Below are 22,822 nucleotides of genomic sequence, written 5' to 3'. Positions count from 1 at the left end.
CACGCTTTTAGAATGTCCCAAATGGACAAGTAAAAGTCATATTTTGTCGAGTAGCTTTTTGAATTCGCTAATCCTTAACATTTCTATGTATTCCCCAGCGAATTCTGTGCAAACATTTACGTAAAAGGAAAGTTTAAGCGAAACGAGCGTTTCGTTAAACTGTATTAATTATTTTGCAAAAATGATTAATACAACACTTACTACGCTACCTAGTTTACAATACACTAAAACAGTTCGTCAATGCATTTACATCAAGAAATTACGCTTTTTTAGTTTGTGAAATAAAACACATAAAAAAGACATGCTGTACTATTACACAGATACAAACTGTATTATATGTTTTATAATAACCTTCTCTTTTTTTACGTCTGCACATCTCCTATCTTGCCACAAATAAACGATTTTTTAAAACAATAACCTTTTGTAATTTTTACTTGAATCGTGTCGAAACTCTTTCTTTATTTCAGAAAACCTTCCTTTTCAGCCAAAAAAAAAAGACCTGTAAACTTCACAGGCCTTCTTATTTATCCTCGCTATTTTTCACCTTTAACTTCGTTTTGTTATAAAAATCTTCTTTGGCTTTGTTATAGTCAGCTGTTAGTGTGTTAAACGTTTCTTTTTTCTTTTCAACTTCTTTATAAGTAGCATTGATCGAAGCGATTTGTGTTTCAAGATTCTCTAATTTCACATTGTCTTTTTCAAAGAGCGTATATAGCTGACGATCTAATTCAATGGAATGAAGATAGGCATCATGTAAGGACTGGTAGGCCTTATAACGCTTCTTCATTAACGAAGATAGTTCAAGCGCCTCTTCTTTTGCTTTGCCGTCCTCTAGCTTTTGGATCTTTGGCTCTGTCGCTTCAAACTGTTTTTGCGAAGCGCTGATGCTTTTTTCTTCTTTTTGTAATTTATTTTCACGCTCATCTAATAACTGCTGCGCTTTTTGTGCTTTATTTTTTATTTTCTTTTTATCTTTAATCCCTAGCTCAATAATTTGGTCGTATATCGCATTTTCTTGCTGTTCTAAATCAGCTAACGGTTTTTGCTGATCAGCAAATTGCTTTTCTTGTGCTACCACTTTTTCTAATCCATTATATACCTCAAGTTCAGGCGATGAGCCCTCTGCACAGCCTGCTAGTGACATAGCAGCAATGCCAATAACTATATATCTTCCGACGCATTTCATATTTGGTAAATCCTCCCTTATTCATGGGTCATTATACAATTTTTGTAGGAAATTAGCAATTTATCTACACCCTTTTTCCACCTTTTAATATATTATACTAACCCAATCGTGAAAAAAAGGGAGTTTATTACTTTTTACCTTGGGATTGATAACTACGGGAGGTTACATTATGTTGGGTTATGGTGGATATGGCTGCGGCGGTTCTAATAAAGGTTTCGTGTTATTAATCGTACTGTTCATTTTATTAGTTATTATCGGCTGCAGCTGTGGCGGCTGGTAATTATACAATAAAAGCGGCTAACTGCCGCTTTTATGTTTTCTTATGCATGTTTTTCCAAATGTTTGATACATATAATTAGTAGAAACATTTATGTGGTCAAGGTCGAGGTAATGACTTTTTTATACGGATTTGGTACACTTTATACCTATAAAATAGCCTAGGGAGATGTGAAAGTTGATTACAATGAACGATATTATCCAAGACGGACACCCAACGCTGCGAGAAGTAGCAAAAGAAGTACCGTTACCTGCTTCTGAAGAAGACAAAAAGATTTTACATAGCTTATTAGAATATGTAAAAAACAGCCAAGACCCTGAAATTGCTGCTAAATATGGACTGCGATCTGGTATCGGACTTGCCGCTCCTCAAATTAATGTATCAAAACGAATGATTGGGGTACACGTTACGGATGAAAAAGGCAAGCTATACAGCTATGCATTATTTAACCCTAAGATCATTAGCCACTCAGTTGAAAAGACATATCTTACAGGCGGTGAAGGCTGCTTGTCTGTCGATCAAGATATCCCAGGATTTGTTCCTCGATATGCACGCATCACAGTAAAAGGCACAACGCTTGAAGGCGAAGAAGTGAAAATTCGTTTGAAAGGCCTTCCTGCTGTCGTATTTCAGCACGAGATTGATCATTTAGACGGAATTATGTTTTATGATTACATCAATAAAGAAAACCCATTTCAAGAACCTGAAAATGCTTTTCCATATGAACGCTAAAAAACGCGAGCTAGAGCTCGCGTTTTTTCTTATTTTAACAATCCTACTAGCTCTAATCCGTGGAGAATACCACCTTCTGCTACATCTTTTGTAACAAGATCAGCCACTTCTTTCACGACTTCTTCCGCATTTCCCATCGCTACGCCATTTCCGACAAACTCAAGCATTTCGATATCGTTTAAGCCGTCTCCGAATGCATATACATCTTTTTTATCAAAGCCAAGCTTTTCAATCATGGTCTCAATTCCTCGCGCTTTTGATCCACCTTTTGGGAGAACATCAGTTGAAAATTCATGCCAGCGAATAAAGTCAAATTTCTTAAATTTTTCTTCATAAGGAGCTTCTTCTCCCGCTGTACAGAATAAGAGGGATTGATAAATTTCACGCCCTTTGAAATAAGCAGGATCGTGGTGAGGGTGGGTAAATCCAATTTTCAGCGTGCTGATGCTGGATTCGATATAATCATGAAATTCAATGTTTGATTTCATATCTTCATGATCCATGTATACGACAGGATGATCATGCTCAACAGCAAAAGCCGTTAAATCCTGAAGCTCTTCTTTATTTAACGGGTTTTTGTAAAGAACTTCTCCATTTAAGACAATGTACTGACCATTAAAGCTAATATATGTTTGAATATCCAACTCTTCACGCAGATCTTTAAACATAAAAGGAGCCCTTCCAGTTGCAATTGCCACTTCATGCCCCTGCTCTTTTAACAGCTGGACAGCTTTTTTTGTAGAAGCAGGCAGTTTTTTATCATGATCCAATAACGTTCCATCAATATCAAAAAAAATAATCTTTCGTTCCACGTTTATCACCTTATTTTTTATAATTTTTTATCTCTTTGTTAAGCCTTTCCAATTATACCAAACAAGCACTGATTTCTCTATAAATGGACGTTCCTATTTACAATTTTTCCATATTTAACCACGAGAAACCTCTCCCTTTTCATCATATAATAAAAGTACAGAGAGAGACAGGCAGGTATCGCAAAAAAACAAAGGAGCTGAAAAATCATGTTAAAAGATTTTCGAAAAAGGCTGCTAAAACGCTGGAATGAATTATTGCGTAAAAAAACGATGGCATAATCGATTTTTTTAGGGCTTTCTGTTGTAAAATTTGCAGAGTGTGTGTCTGCATCGTACAATGGAATAGCCCTTATTTTTTATACGCCCGGAAAATATAGTCTTGTATCCGTTTCCTATTAATATTATTCTATAATTAATTGACTTGTTATATTTAGATGACTAAAATGTAGTGAAAGCAAGTTTCTTTAGAAAATACATGAAATACATACACATTTTATAATATAATAAAATAAGTTATTTGAATTTCGGAATTAAGGAGAGATTTTTGTTATGATTTTTAAAGTTTATTTTCAAGAAAAAATGAGTGAAGTAGCTGTACGTGAAAATACAAAAACAGTGTATGTGAACGCAGATTCTGAGCGTGACGTTCGTAAAAAGTTAAAAGCGCGTTCAATTAATATTGAGTTTGTTCAAGCAGTGACTGGAGACTATCTAGAATATGAACAACAGCATGAAGATTTTAAAGTATTGGAGATATGATGAAAATGAAATTTGTAAAAAATAATCAAACGGCAGTTTTCGCCCTGGGTGGACTAGGCGAAATTGGTAAAAATACGTATGCCGTACAGTTTCAAGATGAAATTATTCTTATTGATGCAGGAATTAAATTCCCTGAAGATGAGCTTTTAGGAATTGACTACGTTATTCCTGACTACAGTTATTTGGTAAAAAATGCAGATAAAATCCGCGGTCTTTTCGTTACACATGGTCATGAAGATCACATCGGCGGAATTCCTTACTTATTAAGAGAATTAAACATTCCTATTTATGCAGGAAAATTAGCCCTTGGACTTCTTCGCAACAAATTAGACGAGCACGGGTTGCTTCGTACAGCTCAGCTTCATGAAATTACTGAAGATGACGTAATTAAATTCCGTAAAACATCGGTAACGTTCTTCCGTACAACTCACAGTATTCCTGATTCTTACGGAATTGTGGTAAAAACACCAAACGGACAAATCGTACATACAGGAGATTTCAAGTTTGATTTTACACCAGTGGGCGAACCGGCTAACTTAACAAAAATGGCTGAAATCGGTAAAGAAGGCGTTCTATGCTTGCTTTCAGACAGTACAAACAGTGAAATTCCTAACTTTACGATGTCTGAGCGCCGCGTAGGTGACAGCATTCATGACATTTTCCGTAAAGTAGACGGCCGTATTATTTTTGCAACGTTTGCTTCAAATATTCACCGCTTACAGCAAGTAGTGGAAGCAGCCGTATTGCATAACCGCAAAGTTGCTGTATTCGGACGCAGTATGGAAGCAGCTATTGAGATTGGCCAACAGCTTGGATATATTTCATGTCCAAAAGATACGTTCATTGAGCCTTCTCAAATTAACCGAATTCCAGCTAACCGCGTGACTATTTTATGTACAGGCAGCCAAGGTGAACCGATGGCAGCGCTATCTAGAATTGCAAACGGTACTCACCGCCAAATTCAAATTATCCCTGGAGATACGGTTGTGTTCTCATCTTCACCTATTCCAGGAAATACAGTAAGTGTTAGCAAAACAATTGATATGCTATTCCGTGCAGGAGCAGAGGTTATTCACGGTGCTCTAAACGATATCCATACTTCTGGACACGGCGGACAGGAAGAGCAAAAATTAATGCTTCGTTTGATGAAACCAAAATACTTTATGCCAATTCACGGTGAGTATCGCATGCAGAAGATGCACATCAAACTTGCAACAGACTGTGGAGTTCCTGAAGAAAACTGCTTCATTATGGATAATGGAGAGGTGCTAGCTTTAAGCGACAGCGAAGCTTCAGTAGCCGGCAAAATCCCTTCAGGCTCTGTATATATTGACGGAAGCGGAATTGGTGACATTGGAAATATCGTACTTCGTGACCGCCGTATTTTATCTGAAGAAGGACTTGTTATTGTCGTTGTAAGCATCAATATGAAAGACTTCAAGATCGCTGCTGGTCCAGACATTATCTCTCGTGGTTTTGTTTATATGCGCGAATCTGGCGACTTAATTAATGATGCACAGTCCCTCATTACAAAACACTTGAACAAAGTGATGGAACGTCGTACGTCACAATGGTCTGAGATTAAAAATGAAATCACAGACACATTGGCTCCATTCCTTTACGAAAAAACAAAGCGCCGTCCAATGATTTTACCAATCATTATGGAGGTTTAATAAAAGAAAAAGAGCAGATGCAATTGCATCTGCTCTTTTTTATTAGGAACTGGCAAATTTATTTTCGAAGCGGTTGATATCTGCGTCTGCTCCAATAACAATCAACACGTCTCCTTCTTGTATCGTTTCGGACGCCTGAGGAGAAACGATGATATCTCGATCACGCTTAATGGCTACAATGTTAATACCATATTTCGCACGAATGTCTAACTCAATCAGCGTATTGCCAGCCATTCTTTTGCTTGCTACTAATTCGACAATGCTGTGTTCTTCAGATAGCTCCAAATAATCCAGCACGCTGTTTGAAATCATGTTATTGGCAATTCTTCGTCCCATATCTCGTTCGGGATGCACGATAAAATTGGCGCCAATTTTTGATAATACTTTGGCATGATAATCATTTTGCGCTTTTACCGTTATTTTTTCAACCCCCAGCTCTTTTAGTATAAGGGTCGTCAAAATACTTGCCTGAATATTGTCGCCAATAGCTACGATAACGTGATCAAAATTACGAATTCCTAAACTTTTTAGAACCCCTTCATCCATTGAATCGCCTACTACTGCATGCGAAGCAACGTTAGCATACTCATTTACCTTTTCTTCATCAATGTCAATCGCCAGAACTTCCATTCCTTGATCGCTTAATGTTTTACAAATACTTCCACCAAATCTACCTAATCCGATGACTGCAAATTCTTTTTTCATTTGAATTCCTCCATTATGTACAGGAAAAAATCTGAACTACCGTTATTTTACCACAATTCTTTTGTATCAACCTCATTTTCCCGTTAACAACGCTTATATGTCTTTACTATTTCTCATAGAAAAACAGAAGGATCAGCTCCTTCTGTTTTTTAAGCTGTAGCATGGGTTTGAACAAGGTAATAATATACGCCTTTTTGCTGCATAAGTTCCCCATGATTGCCTGTTTCAATAATGCTTCCGTGGTCTAACACAATGATGTTATCTGCTTCTCGTATAGTCGATAGCCGATGAGCAATCATGATGGCCGTTCTGTTATTTAACAGCGTTTTAAGCGCTTGTTGAATCTTCACTTCTGTTTCTGTATCGATGCTTGCTGTCGCTTCATCTAAAATGATAATACGAGGATCAGCCAACAGCGTTCGAGCAAATGAAATCAATTGACGCTCTCCCACCGATAAAACGTTTCCTCGCTCTTCTACTTCCGTATCATAGCCTTTTTTCAGACGCTTTATAAAATCTGCAGCCCCTACCGCTTCTGCGGCCTTAATCACTTCATCATCGGTAGCATCCGGTTTTCCAAACCGAATATTCTCCGTGATGGTTCCTGAAAAAATAAAGGTTTCTTGCAGCACAATACTAATTTGTGCTCGTAAACTCGCTAACGTAATATCTTGAATAGGCATATTATCAATTAAAATCTGCCCTTTGTTCACATCATAAAAACGTGTGATTAAATTAGCAATGGACGTTTTTCCAGATCCAGTATGCCCCACTAAAGCAACCGTCTGTCCTTCTTTTATTTCAATTGATACGTTGTTTAGAGCTTTACGCTTCCCATCATAAGAAAATGAGACGTGCTTGAACTCAACTTTCCCCTTCATATTCTCTAAAGACGTAGCGGTTTCCAAATCTGCGACGAGAGGTTTTTCATCTAGAAATTCAAAAATGCGCTCGGATGAAGCCATTCCCATTAATAATTGATTGTACACTTGCCCTAAACGAGAAATCGGTTCCCAAAACATCCCGAGATAAAAAGCAAATGATACAAAAATACCAATTGTTAGCCGCTCATCTTGAATAAGTGCAGCACCGAACCAAATTAAAATGGCCGTTCCGACAGCATTTGTGAGTTCTACAAACGGTCGAAACATGGCATTTTTTCGAGTAGCTTGCCTCCAGCTCTCGTAATTTTCACTGTTTATGCGATCAAAAAACAGCATATTTTCTTGTTCTTGAGCAAATGATTGAGTAACGCGAATGCCTTGAATACTCTCATTTAAATGTGAATTTAATACTGACTGCTTCATACGAACAACTTGCCATGACCGGCGGATTCTTCTTCTCAGCTTTGTAGAAATCAAAAACATAATCGGTAAAATGACTAAAACAGCACATGTCAAAGCAGGACTGAGAGAAAATAATATAACCACAATTCCCACTAACAATAAGAGGTCCATAAATAGGTTAACTACCCCGTTCGTAAATAAATCTTGAAGAGAGTTAATATCATTCATAATCCTTACAAGAATAGAGCCTCCTGAACGCGTATCAAAAAACCGGTGCGATAGCCCTTGAACATGCGTAAATAAATGTTTTCTTAAATCATATATTACGTGCTGCCCGAGTTGATTCATCCATTTAATCCGAAAGACATTCGCAATATAAGATAGGATATACAAGCTAAAAATGATGAAAACTAACTGCATGAGCAGCGTGCTATTCTTATCTTTTACAGCATGATCAAGCGTATAGACACCTATCAAAATAGGAATAGCGAGTCTAATGACCGTCGTGATAATGACCATAAGAAACGAGAAAGGAAGCAAGTTTTTTCGATATGGATGAAGATAACGAAACAAGCGGGCCATTTGCTTCCAGTTAAACGTCTTATCAATGATTTGATCTGTTTGATAATAAAAGCGCTCTCGCACAACTTTATTTTTTTCGCCTGCCATTCTATTCCTCCCCTGTTATACGTTCATCACCGACGTACTGCTTTCATATTGAATGTCGTAAATGTTTTTATAAATCCCTTGCTTTTGAATGAGCGTTTCATGGCTTCCTCTCTCTTTTATACGACCTTCATGTAAGACCAAGATTTCATCGGCATGTCGCAAAGAAGAAAGGCGGTGCGCGATAATAAACGTCGTACGATTTTTCATCACTTCTTTTAAAGCCAATTGAATTTCTCTTTCTGTTTTCATATCAACGGCACTGGTGGCATCATCTAATACTAGAATACTAGGATTTAAGATAAGCGCTCGTGCAATCGCAATACGCTGCTTTTGCCCGCCTGATAACCCCAGTCCTCTCTCTCCCAGCATCGTATCATATCCATCTGGAAGCTCCATAATAAAATCATGCGCCTGCGCTCGTTTTGCAGCATCAATAATGTCTTCTCTAGAAATACCCGGCACGCCATAAGAGATGTTGGTTCCTATGCTGCTTGAGAACAAAAACGTTTCTTGAAGTACAAAGCTAATTTCTTTCCGAAGAACAGAGAGCGGATACTCTTTAATCGGACGATGGTTAACTAAGATCTGTCCTGAAGTCGGTTCATAAAACCTCGTGAGCAGCTGTGTTAAGCTTGTTTTGCCGGCTCCAGTTGCACCGATTAAACCTACTACTTTCCCTTTAGAAGCAGAAAACGATATGTTCTCAAGCGATTTTTTATCCTCGTTTGGATAGGATAAGCTAACATGCTGAAACTCGACCGTTCCATTAATAGAGAAACTTCCGGCATGCTCATGGACTTTTTCTTCTTCTTCTAAAATTTCTAGCAGCCTTTCACCTGAAGCTTTAGACTGTGAAAACATATTGATAACAAACCCTAGATTCATAATCGGCCACATTAAATAAGAGGTTAAGCTAAAGAAAGCAACAAGCTCTCCAGGACGTACGCTTCCGTTCATAACAAGCGCTCCTCCGTAAGCAAGGAGACCAACAATAGATAAATTCCCTATAAACTCCATTAAGGGGAAATAAGTTGCCCACACATTCGCTGTTTCAATGTTTCGATTTTTATAAACTCCGTTGGAATCGTTAAATTTAGAGGTTTGAAATTTTTCTCTTGATAATGATTTGACCGTCTGTATGCCGCTTATATTTTCTTGAACATTTGTATTAAGTTCTCCAAACGATTGGCGAATTAAGCGAAACGCTGGATGAACGCGTTTATCAAAACGATAAACAGCTACCCCCAAAAAAGGCAGCAGGCAAATTGTGACAAGAGTGAGTGAAATAGAGTAATAGAACATAACGGAAAAGCTGGCAGTAAGTAAAATGACGAAGCGAATTAATTCTGAGAAGCCAAAAGATAGAAAAAAACGAAATCCTTCTACATCAGCTGTCAACCTGGACATCAAGTCCCCTGTTTTAGCATTGTCATAATAAGAAAACGGTAAATACTGAAGTTTGCGGTAAAGTTTATTGCGAAGAGTATACACGGACTTAATTCCAAATAAGTCGCCGTAATATTGCTGAATATATGTAAAGATTCCTTTGATGATCATCAGTCCAATAAAAATAAATGCTACATTATCGACTAGCTGATATTGTTTTCCTAACACGATATGATCAATCGTATATTGCAGCACAATAGGGTAAATCACAGTGATGGAGGTTACAAATAACAAGCAAATAGCAGAATAAAAAAAGTACATTCGGTACGGCAAATAAAAATCTTTTAGTTTTTTAAACGTTCCCATATACCCCGTCCTTTCCCTTAGCTAAGATGTGGCACACATATTTAAATATATCGGTTCCCGAAATAAATTACCATAATTTTTAGATATTTTTTCAAAAAAAGGTAAATAGTCATAAAAAAGAGGTTGGGATATAGCTAAATGAATTCCATCTAAAGACGAAACTATTCACTCAAACAAAAAAACGAACCACTAATCAAACATATTGATCAATGGTTCGTTTTTCACTTCGTCTAAAATACTTTTGTCCCAGCTTCTTTTTTTATTGTTTTTCCACTGCATGTCCGCCGAACTCATTGCGAAGAGCGGCAACTACTTTACCTGTAAACGTATCATCTTCAAGTGAGCGATAGCGCATCATTAAAGATAAAGCAATAACTGGCGTTGGCACTTGTAAATCTAAAGCTGATTCAACCGTCCATTTCCCTTCACCGGAAGAATGCATAACTCCTTTAATACTGTCAAGTTTTGCATCTTTTGAAAATGCACGTTCCATTAATTCAATTAACCATGAGCGAATAACAGAGCCATTGTTCCATACGCGGGCTACAGCTTCGTAGTCATAGTCAAATTCACTTTTCTCTAACACATCAAAACCTTCAGCAATTGCTTGCATCATGCCGTACTCAATTCCGTTATGAACCATTTTCAAGAAGTGACCGCTTCCTGCTGCACCTGAATAGAGGTAGCCATTTTCTACGTTGATGTCGCGGAAAATAGGTTCGATTGTAGCAAATGCTTCTTTATCTCCGCCAATCATCATACAAGCGCCGTTTCGGGCACCTTCCATTCCGCCGCTCGTTCCAACATCGAAGTAGTGAATTCCTTTTTCAGCAGAAGCTGCAGCACGTCGTACGGAATCTTTATACTTAGAATTACCGCCTTCGATAATCATATCTCCTTCTTCAAGTAATTCTTGAAGCTCAGAAATTACTTTTTCTGTGAGCTCTCCGGCTGGAACCATTACCCAAGCAATGCGTGGTTTTTCTAATTTGCTTACTAATTCTTGAATGGAAGAAGCGCCTTCTGCTCCCTTTTCTGATACTTTCTGTACGGCTTCGTTGTTCACATCGAATGCTACCACAGAATGGTTATGATCTAGTAAATTCAATACTAAGTTTGCTCCCATTTTCCCTAAGCCAATCATACCTAATTTCATATGTAAATTACCTCCAATAGTAAGTTTCGTATCATGTTGTTAGTGTTAGTATGGTGTAAACTCACAAGAAAAAATCCACATTTTTATATTTCCTTTATCAGTTACTTCCTACACACAAAAAAGAAAAACATTCGATGCAAGTTCTACTAAGCATCGAATGCTTTTCACCTGTTACAACTGCCTGTATTTATTCGTTCTCGCCTAATACACGATTCACGCGCTTTTCAAGCATTTTCATACCGCTTCCACCAGCTTGGAAGTGGCGTAGCTGACCTGTTTTGTCAAATACATAATATGCCGGTACATATTGATTTTCAAATGCATCCGTTAATTTATGTTCACTGTCTACAAAAATTGGCTGCGTAATATCGTGTTCTGCTGCTACTTCTTTAATTTTTGTTAAGTCTAAATCATCTTCAGAGCGCGGCATATGAACGGCTACTACGTTTAGTTGTTCTTTGTATTGGTCGCGAAATTCATTTACTTGAGGCATTGCTTCTTTACATAGATGACAGCTTACTGACCAAAAATGAATAAGCGTTGGCTTTTCGCCAATTAGCTGCTCTTTTGTAACCTCTCCGTTTAACCATTCTGTAGCGCCCGTTAACTCAGGCATTGGCTGACGTAATTTCATGAATAAAAGCCTCCCTTGTTTTCACTATTATTGACTATATGTTCTTTATTATCCGATGAAAAAAAGGCCTAACGTGGACGTTAGACCTTTTAAACGTTGTGCTTACGCGTTTAAAGTAGCTTGACCTGGTTTCCAGTTAGCTGGGCAAAGTCCGCCAGTTTGTAACGCTTGAAGAACACGTAAAGTTTCATCAACGTCACGGCCAATATTGTTGTGGTTTACAACTGAATATTGTAATTCGCCTTCTGGGCTGATGATGAATAAACCGCGAAGTGCTACACCTTCTTCTTCAATTAAAACGCCGTACTCACGAGAAACAACGTGATTTGTATCAGCTGCTAATGGATATTTAAGATCACCTAAACCATTATCTTTACGATCAGTGTTGATCCAAGCTAAGTGTGTATGGATTGTGTCTGTAGAAACACCGATTACTTCTGCGTCAAGATCTTCAAACTCATCATAACGGTCAGAAAGTGCAGTGATTTCTGTTGGACATACAAATGTAAAGTCCATTGGATAGAAGAATAATACTGTCCATTTGTCATTTTTAATATTTTCTTCTAAGCTAACTTTACCGAATTCTTTGTTTGATAATACAGCTTCCATTTCAAAGCGTGGAGCTTGTTTACCTACCATACGTTCTGGCATACATGATCCCTCCAAATAATTATTAAATGAGAAAATGTATAAAACATTCTCACTTATGTACTGTTATAACGGTTTTCATTATAATGGATATTGTTTTTTTAGTCAATATTAATTAAGAATGAATTTAAACAACATCTTATAATGGTAACATAGTTGTTATGCCCGCCTTTAGGGCAAATTAAACCCTGACTTCAGCAAAAAAATGCTATAAAAGGGTTGCATTTATTTACCTTCTCAGTTTAGCATGTCTAATATCGGGAATAAACAAATGTGCTCATACTCTTACAAAATCTTTTCCACAGAATACATTCCCACTTATTAATATTGAAACAGAACATAGGAAGGATGAACAACGAATGTTTAAGATGCAAGACATCAACTGGGAACAGCTTCTTACCAATGCTGGAGCTATTGTGTTAAAACTTATTGCCATTACCATTGTATTTTTACTTGTACGAGCAATTGGTAAAAAAGTTATTGAGCGTTCCTTTGAAAAAATGAGTGAGCGCGAAAATACTACGCGCGGACGCATGCTCACACTCAAAAGTTTAACCGTTAATGTGTTTTCATATGTACTTATTTTTATTTTTGTCGTCATGCTGCTTGAAGCAGTAAATATCCATGCGACAGCTCTATTAGCCGGTGCCGGAGTTGTGGGTCTAGCAATCGGGTTCGGTGCTCAAGGACTAGTTAGCGACGTTGTAACAGGTTTCTTTTTACTTCTTGAAAAACAGCTGGATGTTGACGACTATGTAACAACCGGAAGTTTTTCAGGAATTGTCGAATCAGTAGGTCTGCGTACTACTCAAATTCGCGGATTTGATGGAACTTTACACTATGTGCCTAACCGTGAAATTACAAGCTTAAGCAATCATTCCCGAGGCAATATGCGCGCGTTGATTGATATTGGCATTTCGTATGATGATGATATTGACAAAGCAATTTCCGTACTAGAAAAAGTATGTGAGCGCGTTGCTGCAACAAATGAAAACATTGTAGAAGGACCAAGCGTGATAGGAGTTCAAGGTCTAGGCGCATCGGACGTTGTGCTTCGTGTAGTTGGCAAAGCTAAAAACGGTGAGCAGTGGGGGGTTGAACGTCAGCTTCGCAAAGAGTTTAAAGAAGCATTTGACGCAAACGGTATTGATATTCCGTTCCCTCATCAAGTAAATATTGATAAAAAGCAGCCTGAAGATGCCAAGCAGCCTCAGCATGCATAAAAATAGCCGAAGGATTTATTCCTTCGGCTTTCTTTTATCCTTGTACCTTGTTGCCTACTTGCTGACAAATTTCTTCTGCCGTTAATCCGCTAGCTGTAATAACTGAGCCTTGCGTTACTGCATCAGAAATCCCCATTACGTTTGAATCCTGCCCTGTTACAACACAGCAATCGCACCCTTGTGCATCACTTTCGTTGCGTAATTGTACCACTTCATGTCCGAGCTGCTGAAGTGCAGCCTGTACATCTGTTAAACCGTATTCTACACCAATTCGTGCCATCGTTGCCCACCTCCTCATGGTATTAATTTAGCCATAAGGAAAAATGATTATACGATTTATTGATTGCCTTTATGTTCAAAATATTTTGTAATAAGTGAAATCGCCGTATCTATTGCGCCTTCATGAGGCTGCAGCTTTGCATGATGAAGCCCATATTCAGACTGAACGCCAAGCCAAAACATAAATCCAGGAATATCTTTTAGCATATAGCCAAAATCTTCTCCCGTCATTGCTTCTTTGCATTCAATGACATCCACGTCGGTTTGCGCTTTGGCAAATTCCATAAACTCTCGCGTGACTTCATGGTGATTATATACTTGATGATACATACATCCATAATCAATGGATGTTTCACACTGATACCCTACTTCTACTCCTTTAACAATCGCTTCAATTCGTTCTTTAACACGCGTCATTGATTCAGGAGATAGCGTGCGAATGGTCCCTTCTATGCGAGCTCGCTCCGCAATAATATTTTGAACCGTCCCCCCTTGAATTTTTCCTACTGTAATTACAGCGCTGTCTAGCGGATCAACGTTGCGAGCAACAATCGTTTGAAGCTGTGAAACGAGCTGACATGCAGCGACTACCATATCATTTGTTGTATGTGGATAAGCAGCATGCCCGCCTTTTCCTTTTAAATCAATAAATAGCTCAGACGTGTTAGCAAATAGTAACCCTTCCTTCAGTGCAATCGACCCAACCGGATATTCAGGAGCTACGTGAAGGGCAAAGATGAAATCTGGAAGCCATTCTTTCATGATATCGCTTTGGAGCATTGGCTGTGCTCCTCCTGGACCTTCTTCTGCCGGCTGAAAGATGAACAGTACGTTATCTTTGATTTCATGCTGAGCAAAGTAAGTCAGTACGCCTAGCCCAATGGCCATATGCATATCATGTCCGCAGGCATGCATGAGTCCTTCATGCTGTGATTGAAAAGAATAATTCGTTTCTTCCGTGATAGGAAGACCGTCAATATCTGCTCGGTAGCCTATTGTTTTAGTTGGGTTTGTACCATGTACTTTAACAAAGAGTCCCGTTTTCCACGTCTTTACTTCTAAGCGCTCTTGCGGAAGAGTGTTAATATAATCAAGCAAAAAACGCTGTGTTTTCACCTCTTGAAACCCTAATTCAGGAATTTTATGTAGCTCTCTTCTTATTTTCACAAATTCATTTTCAGCCATGTGTATGTCCTCCTCACGAAATAAAGAAGAAAGCGTGGTTGCCCACGCTTCCAACTTGTCCATATGATACGTTTAAGGATTCAGTATCCCAATCGCTAAAACCTATTAATTCAGCAAAGAAAAAGCGCAAACTGATCGTTTTTCTTATTCTTCGTTTAATTGACGCAATTCTTGCTTGATTTCTGTTTTAGACTTTGTTTTTTCGTCAATTTCTTTAATAACGCGTGCTGGCGTACCTGCTACTACTGTGTAAGGGGCTACATCTTCGACCACAATTGCACCTGCAGCAACTACGGCACCTTTACCTACTGTTACCCCTTCAAGAACAACAGCATTAGCACCGATTACTACATCATCTTCTACTACAACTGGTTTTGCAGAAGGTGGCTCAATAACACCAGCTAATACAGAACCTGCGCCGATATGACAATTTTTACCTACTGTTGCACGACCACCAAGTACTACGTTCATGTCGATCATTGTTCCTTCACCGATTACAGAACCGATGTTAATCGATGCACCCATCATAATAACAGCGTTGTCGCCGATTTCAACTTGATCGCGAATAATAGCGCCTGGCTCGATACGAGCTTTAATTCCTTTCATATCTAATAAAGGAATCGCAGAGTTGCGGCGATCGTTTTCAATTACGTAGTCTTCAATTTTTCCTTCGTTTGCTTCAATAGCAGCTTTGATTTCTTTCCATTCACCAAATACTACACCTGTGTTGCCCGTTACGAATGTTTTAGAAGATGAACCAAAGTCAATTCCTTCTACTTCACCTTTTACGTAAACTTTTACCGGTGTTGATTTTGTACTGTTTTGAATAAATGAGATAATCTCATTAGCATCCATCATTTTCATTATGTATTCCTCCTAAGTAAGCAATGTCTCATTTAATGTAACAAAATGCTTTCACAATGACAAGCATCATTATCGTTTTAATAAAAAGATAACGATTGCAAATAAAAAAAGCGAGCACCTGAGCTCGCTTTAGACCGTTTCTCTTACGTATTCACGTACAATATCAACAAATGCTCGAACTTGCTTCAGTTTAAACGCTGATTCATATCCAACTAAAGAAGTGTCTCGTGTAATTGGCTCGCCATTTGCTTTTAGAAGCGGCGTCCGATGAATATGGCTTCCAGCTTCTTTGATAGCAATCGATGGTAAAATAGCGAAACCAAGACCATTTAAAGCCATTTGTTTACACGTCTCAATCTGATCCACTACAATCGTACGCTTCGGTGTAGTATGAAACTCTCGATGCCACCATTCTAAAATTTCTTGATAATACGTTGAGTCACTTTTAAATTGAATAAATGGTCGATGAGTATTTACTACTTCCGCTGCCCTTTCAATTTCTGAATCAACTAGGTAAAGAGGATCTGTAAACAAATGTTCTTTGACGCCTTTCCAATCGGGATTTCCGCGTATGATTCCAATATGTACCTCATCTTCGTACAGGTAGCGAAGCATTTCACTGCTCCAGCCGGTTACAAGAGAGATTTTAGCATGTGGGTAACGATCCATATAGCGTTTTAACACCGCCGGCAGCCAGTGCTGTCCAATAATCGAAGCCACCGCTAATTTGAGTGTACCATATACTTCATTATCTAAATGATGCAAGTCCTCGCGAACCCGATCTTCTTTTTCTACTACTTCTTTTGCAAATTGAACAATCTTTTCTCCAGCAGGCGTTAATGACAGTCCTTTTTGCGAACGAATGAAGATTTGTGTATCCCATGCTTTTTCAATGGTTTGCAGCCTCTGTGATAAAGCTGGTTGCGATACAAATAATCTCTCTGCAGCTTTTCTCATATTTAATTCTTGAGCTAATACAACGAGCATTCGACATTCTATTAATTGCATTCAGTTATTCCTTTCAAGCCTCTTTTTACTTTCATTTTACCTTTATCATATAAGAAAAAAACGGAGAAAGATAGGCTGAAACACGATTTCTTAAAAAAATTATTGAAATGACTCTTTCGGGAGAATGATGGACTGCCTTCTTAATGACTTTAACAAATTTCTTCGCGTTAAAATCCCTTCAAAAATACCATCTTCATTCTCTACGCACAAAAAAGGATGGTTAATCATGGCATTTATGACTTTTAATACGGATTTTTTCATGGAGACACGAGGAACATTTTGATTCATAACTTCTTCTACTTTCATGGTTTCTAATCTTTCAAATTCAATGCGCTTTAACCCTAAAATCGAATCTAAAATAAGCGTCATGCTCACGAACCCCTGCAGCTGAAACCTTGGATTTAATACGGGAATGGACGTATAGCCAGTCTTTGTTAACACAAGCAAAGCATGTTCTAAATTATTTCCCACTTGAACATGAGCAACTTTATCAGAAGTGACAAGCAAATCTCGAAGTTCAATTTGATTTAACTGATTGTGATCAATATCAATCATTTATACATTCTCCTTCCATTTCTCATAACTTCCACATGTGTAAAGAGAAAAAGAACAAGCTACAAAATGAAAATAGCTTGCTTACGTAAATGCGAACCTTTAAGAGGGAATAGAAGCAGACACACTGGATGTTCTCCCTTATATGTTAAGTCTAGATTTTTTTAAAACAAGTGTCAACGAAAGTTCATAATTATCTGAATTTTTTATTTTGCTTTTTTTACAGCATTCGACCCTTTCCTTCCATTTATCAGAAAATCCGCTATCACTTTGTCGGTATTTCCCGGGAAAATAGGACAGAAGCCACCGCAAAAACTCCATACGCAGTAACAAAAAAATGCCGCAAAGTATAAAATCCTTTGCGGCATTCGTTTTGCTTTATCCCTTAATGAATAAGTTCAAAAATTTCAATTGCAATCATATCAACGTTATCAAATTGATAAACAGCTGGCTTTTCACCATCTTGATATACTTCAAGTTCGTATGTTTCAGTTTTTGCATGATATTTCACGCTGCAAATTCTTTTTCCCTCTACTTCGAAGAAGCGTTGTGGCGCTTCACTTCCACTTGCTTGCTCACGGAGATTCACAAGACGAGTTAAAATACCTTGTAATTGTGACATATAATCTCTCCTTTCACCTATTACATCATTACGCATTCGACTTTTCTACAATATCAATTCAAATAAGTACTTTATCTAAACTAATACTTAAAAGACACCATTTCACTATATGCCACATACTAAAAAAACACAAGTACTTTACGTGATTTTTCATAAGAAAATGCCTTATTATAGCGATATATGTCGTTTTTTATTATAATAACATAGCGATATACTATGTATCATCCAAAACTTCATTCTACTTTAACACCATTCATTTTGATATAGGGAGGTGCTTTCATTGAGATCTATAGAGCTGTACACACAACCAGCTTGCCCACCTTGCGAAATTGTTAAACAGTTTTTACAGCATCACCACGTTTCCTATAAAGAATTTGACGTATCTAAAGATGCTTCTGCTCGAAAACGAATGACTACTGAGTTAGAGTCTTATTCCACTCCGACTATTCGTGTTGATCAGGAAATTATCAGAGGGTTTGACCTTCAAGCGCTTGAGAAGCTTCTGAACATTGGGTAACAGAAACACTCAAAATAAGCTTTTCTCGGCTATTTTGAGTGTTTCTTACTATATATAAGCTTTTGTACCTTCCATTTCCCCTGTTTTTTTACTAAAGTGATCATTTCATAATGATCTTGGTATTTTACTCGTTCATTATGCACAGCCGGAAAAAATTGATAGACATAAGCTTTGTTTTGGTCGGAATGAAGAGCTACCTTCGTCTGTTCATCGAAAGAAAAGAAAGGGATGTAGTGTGTTAAATATTCAGGTCCCTCTCCGACATATCCTTGAGCTTTTTGTAAGAGAGCCTCATTAAAAAATACGGATGCATACTCATCATCTAAAAATAATTTCAGCTCACGAGCAGCATCTTGATTAGCATGGGCAGACGCAGCTCTTAGCTGAGCCTGATAAGCGTCCTGCAAATTTATAAAGATTTCATGCCTAATCTCTCCTGACACTTCCGCATAAACAGATTTTCCTGAGTACAAGATCATCATCAAAAAGACAAGTAAGCATATTTTCTTCAAATTAACTCAGCTCCTTCGCTTCTTTTTTATTAGAATTCCGAAATTTCCCCTGCCTATGCATATCTCTATAACCGACTGTCGTTCCCCTCTAAAAAAACATAAAAAACCGGCAACCACTTTTGCTGATTGCCGGTTTAACTTCAACTTATATATTCTCTACAAAACGTCTCTTTCATATAAAAAAGAATATGAAATATCAAGGAATATATAGTGCATATTATCAATCGGATACGAAAAAGTCCGGATATTCTCACCTGTTTCAATATCATTATACAAATCTGATAATATGCCTTTTTTTTCATAGCTCATTCGAATAATATTCTCAAGAAAATATGGGCGCCAGCTCCAATTTTTCTTTACATATTCAGGCTCAAGAATCCAATCCTCGTTTTTCTTTACATAGTTAGAAGACTTTTGAAATCCATTTTCATCGCAGATGTAAAGGCGAAAACACACGTTGGATAGTTCTTCTGCAATAACAGGCAGCATATCGTCATACGTTTCTAGCTTTCTGCACTTTGTCATTACCTGCTGCATTTTATCTTGAAAGCGTTCCGTCAGCTGGTAAACAGCAAGCAGCTTTTTCTTTTCATGAGCGATATACATTTCGAAACGTTCCTTTAGTTTATCCTTTAAGATGTTCGGATCGACAAGTTCAGCAGCCGGCTTATGTAAATAATAACCTTGAAAATATCTGCCTCCGTTTCTCCATGCATACTGCAGCTGATAGGAGGCTTCTATATCTTCATATAGAAGCGTAGCACCCATTTTTCTTGCTAAAAGAGATAAAGAATACAATACGTCTTGATACGACTGCGCCATGTCCGTTTGTCTTAGAATATGTAAATCTACTTTTAAGATATCTGGTGACAGCAACCCAATTCTGTCTAGATTACTACTTTCTTTTCCTATATTATCAATTGCAATCTTAATACCATATGTTTGATAATACTTTAGTAAGTGTTGAAGCGATTCCAAATCTCCACTAAAATTGTGTTCTGTAATTTCGAGAACAATTCGATCAAGCGATAATCCTTTATTTTCGAAAAGTTGCAATAATTCTAGCAAGGATTCTCCATGATCGTTCATTAATAAATTAGGGTTCTGATTAATAAAAATTAAAAATTGTTCTTCCTGGGTCAACATATGCTCGAGCGCTTGTGTTAAAACAGCATAATCAACTTCTATGCGATATTCATCCGGAATCGCATCATCATGAAAGAATGGGCCGAGACTTTCAATTTCCCCTTCATTTTGAAACCTCGCCAACACTTCATAGCCAATTACTCTATGTCCATCTGCACTAAAAATTGCTTGATAATACGGAAGAGTTTTCTCTATGTTTGTTAATACATCTAACGGGTCCACTCAACTCTCCCCTCTCCTTGTTCACTTTACGTTAGTATAATACGAATAGCATAATTTTGCTAGTCCTTCTAGGTTTGCTTTGTACTTTTTAGTGCGTATCCAACCTTAAAAAGGATGCTGATTTAGCCACTGTCCCCCGTCCATTGTGATGCATTCCCCATTGATATAAGATGCTTCATCGGAGAATAAGAAACTAGCTAATCCTGCTATTTCCTCAGGAGTTCCAAGGCGTCCTAATGGTACAGAATTCAATGTACGCGCTTTCATTTTTTCTGACTCAAATAACTTATCGGCTCCTCCTGTTCGCTCGATCGGCCCCGGCGCAATCGCATTCACCCGTATACCGTATTTCTTTCCCCACTCTACTGCGAGCGTGCGCGTCATGGTTAAAACTCCTGACTTGGCACAAGCTGAATGAATAACACCTGCTCCTGCGTTCCACGCATATGTAGCCACAATGTTTGTAATGGCTCCTTTTGTACCTTTATCGATCCAATATTTCCCTACTGCGGAACTGCAATAAAATGTACCATTTAATACAATATTAATTACGCTGTTCCATCCGTTAACGGATAAGTCTTCAGCTGCACATATAAAATTTCCTGCAGCATTATTAACTAAAAAATCAATTTGTCCAAATGCCTTGTCTGTTTCTTGAACCATTCGTTCCACATCTTCTGGATTGCGTACATCCATTACCACGGAAAGTACCTGTCCATCAAACGTTTTAATTTCCTTTTCTGTCTCTTGTAATCGATCGGCTGACCTACCTGTGATTACCACATGAGCACCTTGTTCTGCAAATCGCTTCGCCATATGTTTTCCCATTCCGCTTGAACCGCCAGTAACAATTACGACCTTGTTCTTCAATTTATCTTCCTCCCCAAAACATAAGTGTTTTACAACTATTATTTTACTATTTTTTCTGAATAAAGTGAAACTTTTATCTATTTAACTTAAAAGCAGACTTCTCGTTGTGATGATAAAAAAAACAATGCTATAATGAAAACTTGAAAACTATAAGGAATAGGTTGATTTTGCATGAAAAAGACGTATACAAGACGATCTTTTTTGAAAGGACTAGCGTCTATTTCGTTAGGGTCTTTGCTCACCACGTCTTTTGGGTATACATATGCCAAATATATTGAGCCTAGACGTCTGCAAATTGTTCGTCATACAATTACTTCTAAAAACATTCCGAAAAGCTTTAACGGAATAAAAATTTTACAATTTAGTGATATTCACCTTGGACTCTCTTATGATTTATTACAACTAGAACAGCTTATGGTAACCATAAATAATTTGAAGCCTACTATTATATTATTTACTGGAGATTTAATGGATGTACCTAATGAATACCCGCATCCAGAAAGAATTCCCCCGATTTTACAGAGGCTTCAGGCTCCTCTTGGAAAATACGCAATATATGGAAACCATGATCATGGAGGGTATGGAACAAATATCTACAAACAAGCCATTGAAGACGCAGGATTTAGACTTCTAGTAAATGAAGTTGACACGGTTTCCATGCCCGATAAAAGCTACATTCATATTTGTGGACTCGATGATATTATGCTTGGGAATCCACAATATGAGGGAACGCTAGGACAATTACAGCCGGATATCTTTTCTATTGCTATGATTCATGAACCTGACGTTGCTGTCAAAGCAGCTCCTTTTCCAGTGGATCTTCAGCTCTCCGGCCACAGTCATGGAGGCCAAATTCAAATTCCTTTTTACGGTCCTTTGATTACACCGCCCTTTGGGACGGTTTACCCTGAAGGAATGTACGAAGTTGGAGATTCTAAAATGAAGCTTTATGTGAATAGAGGCTTAGGAACCACGCGCATTCCTTTTCGCTTTTTAGCTACGCCTGAAATTACGCTTTTCACCTTGCAATCAACATAAAAACGCCCTTACAGGGCGTTTTTATGTTTTTTTGTCTTTTTTTAGCTGATCATGACCGCCTAATTCTAGTCTTAAAGAAATAAACCAGGCTCAAAAACTTCCGTTCAGCCATACACTACAAAGACAACTGACAAGGAGGTTAAATTATGTACTATCAATATCCCTATACAGGATATCGTAATATTCCAAATGGTGACGAGCGCTTTTTTGGATTTCCTTTTGTTGCTGGCTTAGCTGGTGGGCTGCTTGGCGGACTAGCTGTTGGCGGCTTTGGAGGCAGACCTGGGTGCTGTCCACCACCTTATCCTTATCCCGTTCCGTTTTACGGCGGTGGATTTCCTGGAGGAGGCTACCCTGGTGCCGGCTTTGGAGGCGTTGGATTTTCTGGAGGAGGCTACCCTGGTGCCGGTTATGGAGGCGGTGCTCCTGTTTATAACACATACTACGGACCTGGATACGGTCCTGGTGGTCCCATTCCTAGATAATAACATGACT

25 protein-coding genes are annotated in these 22,822 nt (G+C 38.0%); 8 read left to right on the top strand and 17 right to left on the bottom strand.

Annotation, left to right across the window (positions count from 1 at the left end; genetic code table 11):
- Nucleotides 1-520: 520 nt before the first annotated feature.
- Nucleotides 521-1,186, bottom strand: coding sequence for a YkyA family protein (locus MKX72_RS06825; RefSeq protein WP_028407940.1), 666 nt, complete (start codon nt 1,184-1,186; stop codon nt 521-523).
- A 169-nt stretch (nt 1,187-1,355) separates the two neighbouring features.
- Between MKX72_RS06825 and MKX72_RS06820 the strand changes: the two genes are divergently transcribed.
- Together MKX72_RS06820 and def are read left to right on the top strand one after the other, a co-directional pair.
- Nucleotides 1,356-1,466, top strand: a complete 111-nt coding sequence (locus MKX72_RS06820; protein WP_016763434.1) for a YjcZ family sporulation protein — start codon at nt 1,356-1,358, stop codon at nt 1,464-1,466.
- 174 nt (nt 1,467-1,640) lie between these two features.
- A complete protein-coding gene (def, locus tag MKX72_RS06815; RefSeq protein WP_013056051.1) occupies nt 1,641-2,195 on the top strand; it encodes a peptide deformylase in 555 nt (184 codons plus the stop codon).
- Between the two features lie 29 nt (nt 2,196-2,224).
- Here def and MKX72_RS06810 read toward each other — a convergent pair whose 3' ends face one another.
- Nucleotides 2,225-3,007: a Cof-type HAD-IIB family hydrolase gene (locus MKX72_RS06810; protein ID WP_033578407.1), complete on the bottom strand. Its 783-nt coding sequence runs from the start codon at nt 3,005-3,007 to the stop codon at nt 2,225-2,227.
- Between the two features lie 549 nt (nt 3,008-3,556).
- Here MKX72_RS06810 and MKX72_RS06805 point away from each other — a divergent pair.
- The gene (locus MKX72_RS06805; protein WP_013056049.1) at nt 3,557-3,766 is read left to right on the top strand and encodes a DNA-dependent RNA polymerase subunit epsilon; all 210 of its coding nucleotides are present in this window, start codon (nt 3,557-3,559) and stop codon (nt 3,764-3,766) included.
- Nucleotides 3,767-3,771: 5 nt separating this feature from the next.
- Complete coding sequence (gene rnjA / locus MKX72_RS06800; protein WP_013056048.1) at nt 3,772-5,439, top strand: ribonuclease J1; 1,668 nt, start codon at nt 3,772-3,774, stop codon at nt 5,437-5,439.
- A 42-nt stretch (nt 5,440-5,481) separates the two neighbouring features.
- Here rnjA and MKX72_RS06795 read toward each other — a convergent pair whose 3' ends face one another.
- The 6 genes from MKX72_RS06795 to MKX72_RS06770 all read right to left on the bottom strand — a co-directional run bounded on the left by MKX72_RS06795 (nt 5,482) and on the right by MKX72_RS06770 (nt 12,292).
- Nucleotides 5,482-6,144, bottom strand: a complete 663-nt coding sequence (locus MKX72_RS06795) for a potassium channel family protein (protein ID WP_028414113.1) — start codon at nt 6,142-6,144, stop codon at nt 5,482-5,484.
- Nucleotides 6,145-6,293: 149 nt separating this feature from the next.
- Entirely contained in the window at nt 6,294-8,099 is a 1,806-nt protein-coding gene (locus tag MKX72_RS06790; protein WP_028414114.1) for an ABC transporter ATP-binding protein, read from the bottom strand.
- 15 nt (nt 8,100-8,114) lie between these two features.
- Nucleotides 8,115-9,851, bottom strand: a complete 1,737-nt coding sequence (locus tag MKX72_RS06785) for an ABC transporter ATP-binding protein (protein ID WP_033578405.1) — start codon at nt 9,849-9,851, stop codon at nt 8,115-8,117.
- Nucleotides 9,852-10,110: 259 nt separating this feature from the next.
- Nucleotides 10,111-11,007 carry a phosphogluconate dehydrogenase (NAD(+)-dependent, decarboxylating) gene (gene gnd / locus MKX72_RS06780; RefSeq protein WP_025749395.1) on the bottom strand — a complete coding sequence of 299 codons (897 nt, stop codon included), beginning with the start codon at nt 11,005-11,007 and terminating at the stop codon, nt 10,111-10,113.
- Between the two features lie 187 nt (nt 11,008-11,194).
- A complete protein-coding gene (locus MKX72_RS06775) occupies nt 11,195-11,641 on the bottom strand; it encodes a TlpA family protein disulfide reductase (RefSeq protein ID WP_028414116.1) in 447 nt (148 codons plus the stop codon).
- A gap of 102 nt (nt 11,642-11,743) precedes the next feature.
- Nucleotides 11,744-12,292: a peroxiredoxin gene (locus MKX72_RS06770; protein ID WP_014461006.1), complete on the bottom strand. Its 549-nt coding sequence runs from the start codon at nt 12,290-12,292 to the stop codon at nt 11,744-11,746.
- A 356-nt stretch (nt 12,293-12,648) separates the two neighbouring features.
- Here MKX72_RS06770 and MKX72_RS06765 point away from each other — a divergent pair, with 356 nt between their 5' ends.
- Complete coding sequence (locus tag MKX72_RS06765; protein WP_155008277.1) at nt 12,649-13,512, top strand: mechanosensitive ion channel family protein; 864 nt, start codon at nt 12,649-12,651, stop codon at nt 13,510-13,512.
- 34 nt (nt 13,513-13,546) lie between these two features.
- Here the strand turns inward: MKX72_RS06765 and MKX72_RS06760 are convergent, their stop codons facing one another.
- The 6 genes from MKX72_RS06760 to MKX72_RS06735 form a co-directional block, all read right to left on the bottom strand.
- Complete coding sequence (locus tag MKX72_RS06760; RefSeq protein ID WP_013056040.1) at nt 13,547-13,792, bottom strand: YkuS family protein; 246 nt, start codon at nt 13,790-13,792, stop codon at nt 13,547-13,549.
- A gap of 56 nt (nt 13,793-13,848) precedes the next feature.
- Nucleotides 13,849-14,976: an N-acetyldiaminopimelate deacetylase gene (locus MKX72_RS06755; RefSeq protein WP_155008278.1), complete on the bottom strand. Its 1,128-nt coding sequence runs from the start codon at nt 14,974-14,976 to the stop codon at nt 13,849-13,851.
- Nucleotides 14,977-15,120: 144 nt separating this feature from the next.
- The gene (gene dapD / locus MKX72_RS06750; RefSeq protein ID WP_013082280.1) at nt 15,121-15,840 is read right to left on the bottom strand and encodes a 2,3,4,5-tetrahydropyridine-2,6-dicarboxylate N-acetyltransferase; all 720 of its coding nucleotides are present in this window, start codon (nt 15,838-15,840) and stop codon (nt 15,121-15,123) included.
- A gap of 129 nt (nt 15,841-15,969) precedes the next feature.
- Complete coding sequence (locus MKX72_RS06745; RefSeq protein ID WP_013056037.1) at nt 15,970-16,848, bottom strand: LysR family transcriptional regulator; 879 nt, start codon at nt 16,846-16,848, stop codon at nt 15,970-15,972.
- 99 nt (nt 16,849-16,947) lie between these two features.
- Nucleotides 16,948-17,403: a cyclic-di-AMP-binding protein CbpB gene (gene cbpB / locus MKX72_RS06740; protein ID WP_013056036.1), complete on the bottom strand. Its 456-nt coding sequence runs from the start codon at nt 17,401-17,403 to the stop codon at nt 16,948-16,950.
- A 382-nt stretch (nt 17,404-17,785) separates the two neighbouring features.
- Nucleotides 17,786-18,022, bottom strand: a complete 237-nt coding sequence (locus tag MKX72_RS06735) for a YkuJ family protein (RefSeq protein ID WP_013056035.1) — start codon at nt 18,020-18,022, stop codon at nt 17,786-17,788.
- 280 nt (nt 18,023-18,302) lie between these two features.
- Here MKX72_RS06735 and MKX72_RS06730 point away from each other — a divergent pair, with 280 nt between their 5' ends.
- Nucleotides 18,303-18,539, top strand: a complete 237-nt coding sequence (locus MKX72_RS06730; protein WP_013056034.1) for a glutaredoxin domain-containing protein — start codon at nt 18,303-18,305, stop codon at nt 18,537-18,539.
- Nucleotides 18,540-18,568: 29 nt separating this feature from the next.
- On the opposite strand, the gene MKX72_RS06725 is transcribed toward MKX72_RS06730, so the two are convergent.
- From MKX72_RS06725 to fadH, 3 genes are all read right to left on the bottom strand, one after another.
- Nucleotides 18,569-19,051: a DUF3993 domain-containing protein gene (locus MKX72_RS06725; protein ID WP_048020016.1), complete on the bottom strand. Its 483-nt coding sequence runs from the start codon at nt 19,049-19,051 to the stop codon at nt 18,569-18,571.
- Nucleotides 19,052-19,207: 156 nt separating this feature from the next.
- A complete protein-coding gene (locus MKX72_RS06720; RefSeq protein ID WP_013056032.1) occupies nt 19,208-20,419 on the bottom strand; it encodes an EAL domain-containing protein in 1,212 nt (403 codons plus the stop codon).
- 105 nt (nt 20,420-20,524) lie between these two features.
- The gene (gene fadH / locus MKX72_RS06715) at nt 20,525-21,289 is read right to left on the bottom strand and encodes a 2,4-dienoyl-CoA reductase (protein ID WP_028414119.1); all 765 of its coding nucleotides are present in this window, start codon (nt 21,287-21,289) and stop codon (nt 20,525-20,527) included.
- Between the two features lie 171 nt (nt 21,290-21,460).
- Here fadH and MKX72_RS06710 point away from each other — a divergent pair, with 171 nt between their 5' ends.
- On the top strand, nt 21,461-22,327 hold the full coding sequence (locus tag MKX72_RS06710; RefSeq protein WP_013082275.1) for a metallophosphoesterase: 867 nt from the start codon (nt 21,461-21,463) through the stop codon (nt 22,325-22,327).
- Nucleotides 22,328-22,473: 146 nt separating this feature from the next.
- Nucleotides 22,474-22,812, top strand: a complete 339-nt coding sequence (locus tag MKX72_RS06705; RefSeq protein WP_014461015.1) for a hypothetical protein — start codon at nt 22,474-22,476, stop codon at nt 22,810-22,812.
- Nucleotides 22,813-22,822: the final 10 nt, after the last annotated feature.

Source organism: Priestia sp. FSL R5-0597 (assembly GCF_038006305.1).
GTDB classification, from domain to species: Bacteria; Bacillota; Bacilli; order Bacillales; family Bacillaceae_H; genus Priestia; species Priestia zanthoxyli.
Note: the sequence above shows the minus strand (reverse complement) of the source record. Positions and strands in the feature narration are given on the sequence as shown.

Bases quoted from the DNA above. Each gene is read 5' to 3' on its own strand.
- MKX72_RS06760 (WP_013056040.1), bottom strand. From the start codon at position 13,792: ATGGCACGAATTGGTGTAGAATACGGTTTAACAGATGTACAGGCTGCA.
- cbpB (WP_013056036.1), bottom strand. From the start codon at position 17,403: ATGATTGATATTGATCACAATCAGTTAAATCAAATTGAACTTCGAGAT.
- MKX72_RS06735 (WP_013056035.1), bottom strand. From the start codon at position 18,022: ATGTCACAATTACAAGGTATTTTAACTCGTCTTGTGAATCTCCGTGAG.
- rnjA (WP_013056048.1), top strand. From the start codon at position 3,772: ATGAAATTTGTAAAAAATAATCAAACGGCAGTTTTCGCCCTGGGTGGA.
- MKX72_RS06770 (WP_014461006.1), bottom strand. From the start codon at position 12,292: ATGCCAGAACGTATGGTAGGTAAACAAGCTCCACGCTTTGAAATGGAA.
- MKX72_RS06745 (WP_013056037.1), bottom strand. From the start codon at position 16,848: ATGCAATTAATAGAATGTCGAATGCTCGTTGTATTAGCTCAAGAATTA.
- dapD (WP_013082280.1), bottom strand. From the start codon at position 15,840: ATGAAAATGATGGATGCTAATGAGATTATCTCATTTATTCAAAACAGT.
- gnd (WP_025749395.1), bottom strand. From the start codon at position 11,007: ATGAAATTAGGTATGATTGGCTTAGGGAAAATGGGAGCAAACTTAGTA.
- MKX72_RS06790 (WP_028414114.1), bottom strand. From the start codon at position 8,099: ATGGCAGGCGAAAAAAATAAAGTTGTGCGAGAGCGCTTTTATTATCAA.
- MKX72_RS06805 (WP_013056049.1), top strand. From the start codon at position 3,557: ATGATTTTTAAAGTTTATTTTCAAGAAAAAATGAGTGAAGTAGCTGTA.
- MKX72_RS06785 (WP_033578405.1), bottom strand. From the start codon at position 9,851: ATGGGAACGTTTAAAAAACTAAAAGATTTTTATTTGCCGTACCGAATG.
- MKX72_RS06820 (WP_016763434.1), top strand. From the start codon at position 1,356: ATGTTGGGTTATGGTGGATATGGCTGCGGCGGTTCTAATAAAGGTTTC.
- MKX72_RS06825 (WP_028407940.1), bottom strand. From the start codon at position 1,186: ATGAAATGCGTCGGAAGATATATAGTTATTGGCATTGCTGCTATGTCA.
- MKX72_RS06795 (WP_028414113.1), bottom strand. From the start codon at position 6,144: ATGAAAAAAGAATTTGCAGTCATCGGATTAGGTAGATTTGGTGGAAGT.
- MKX72_RS06710 (WP_013082275.1), top strand. From the start codon at position 21,461: ATGAAAAAGACGTATACAAGACGATCTTTTTTGAAAGGACTAGCGTCT.
- MKX72_RS06765 (WP_155008277.1), top strand. From the start codon at position 12,649: ATGTTTAAGATGCAAGACATCAACTGGGAACAGCTTCTTACCAATGCT.
- MKX72_RS06775 (WP_028414116.1), bottom strand. From the start codon at position 11,641: ATGAAATTACGTCAGCCAATGCCTGAGTTAACGGGCGCTACAGAATGG.
- MKX72_RS06705 (WP_014461015.1), top strand. From the start codon at position 22,474: ATGTACTATCAATATCCCTATACAGGATATCGTAATATTCCAAATGGT.
- MKX72_RS06755 (WP_155008278.1), bottom strand. From the start codon at position 14,976: ATGGCTGAAAATGAATTTGTGAAAATAAGAAGAGAGCTACATAAAATT.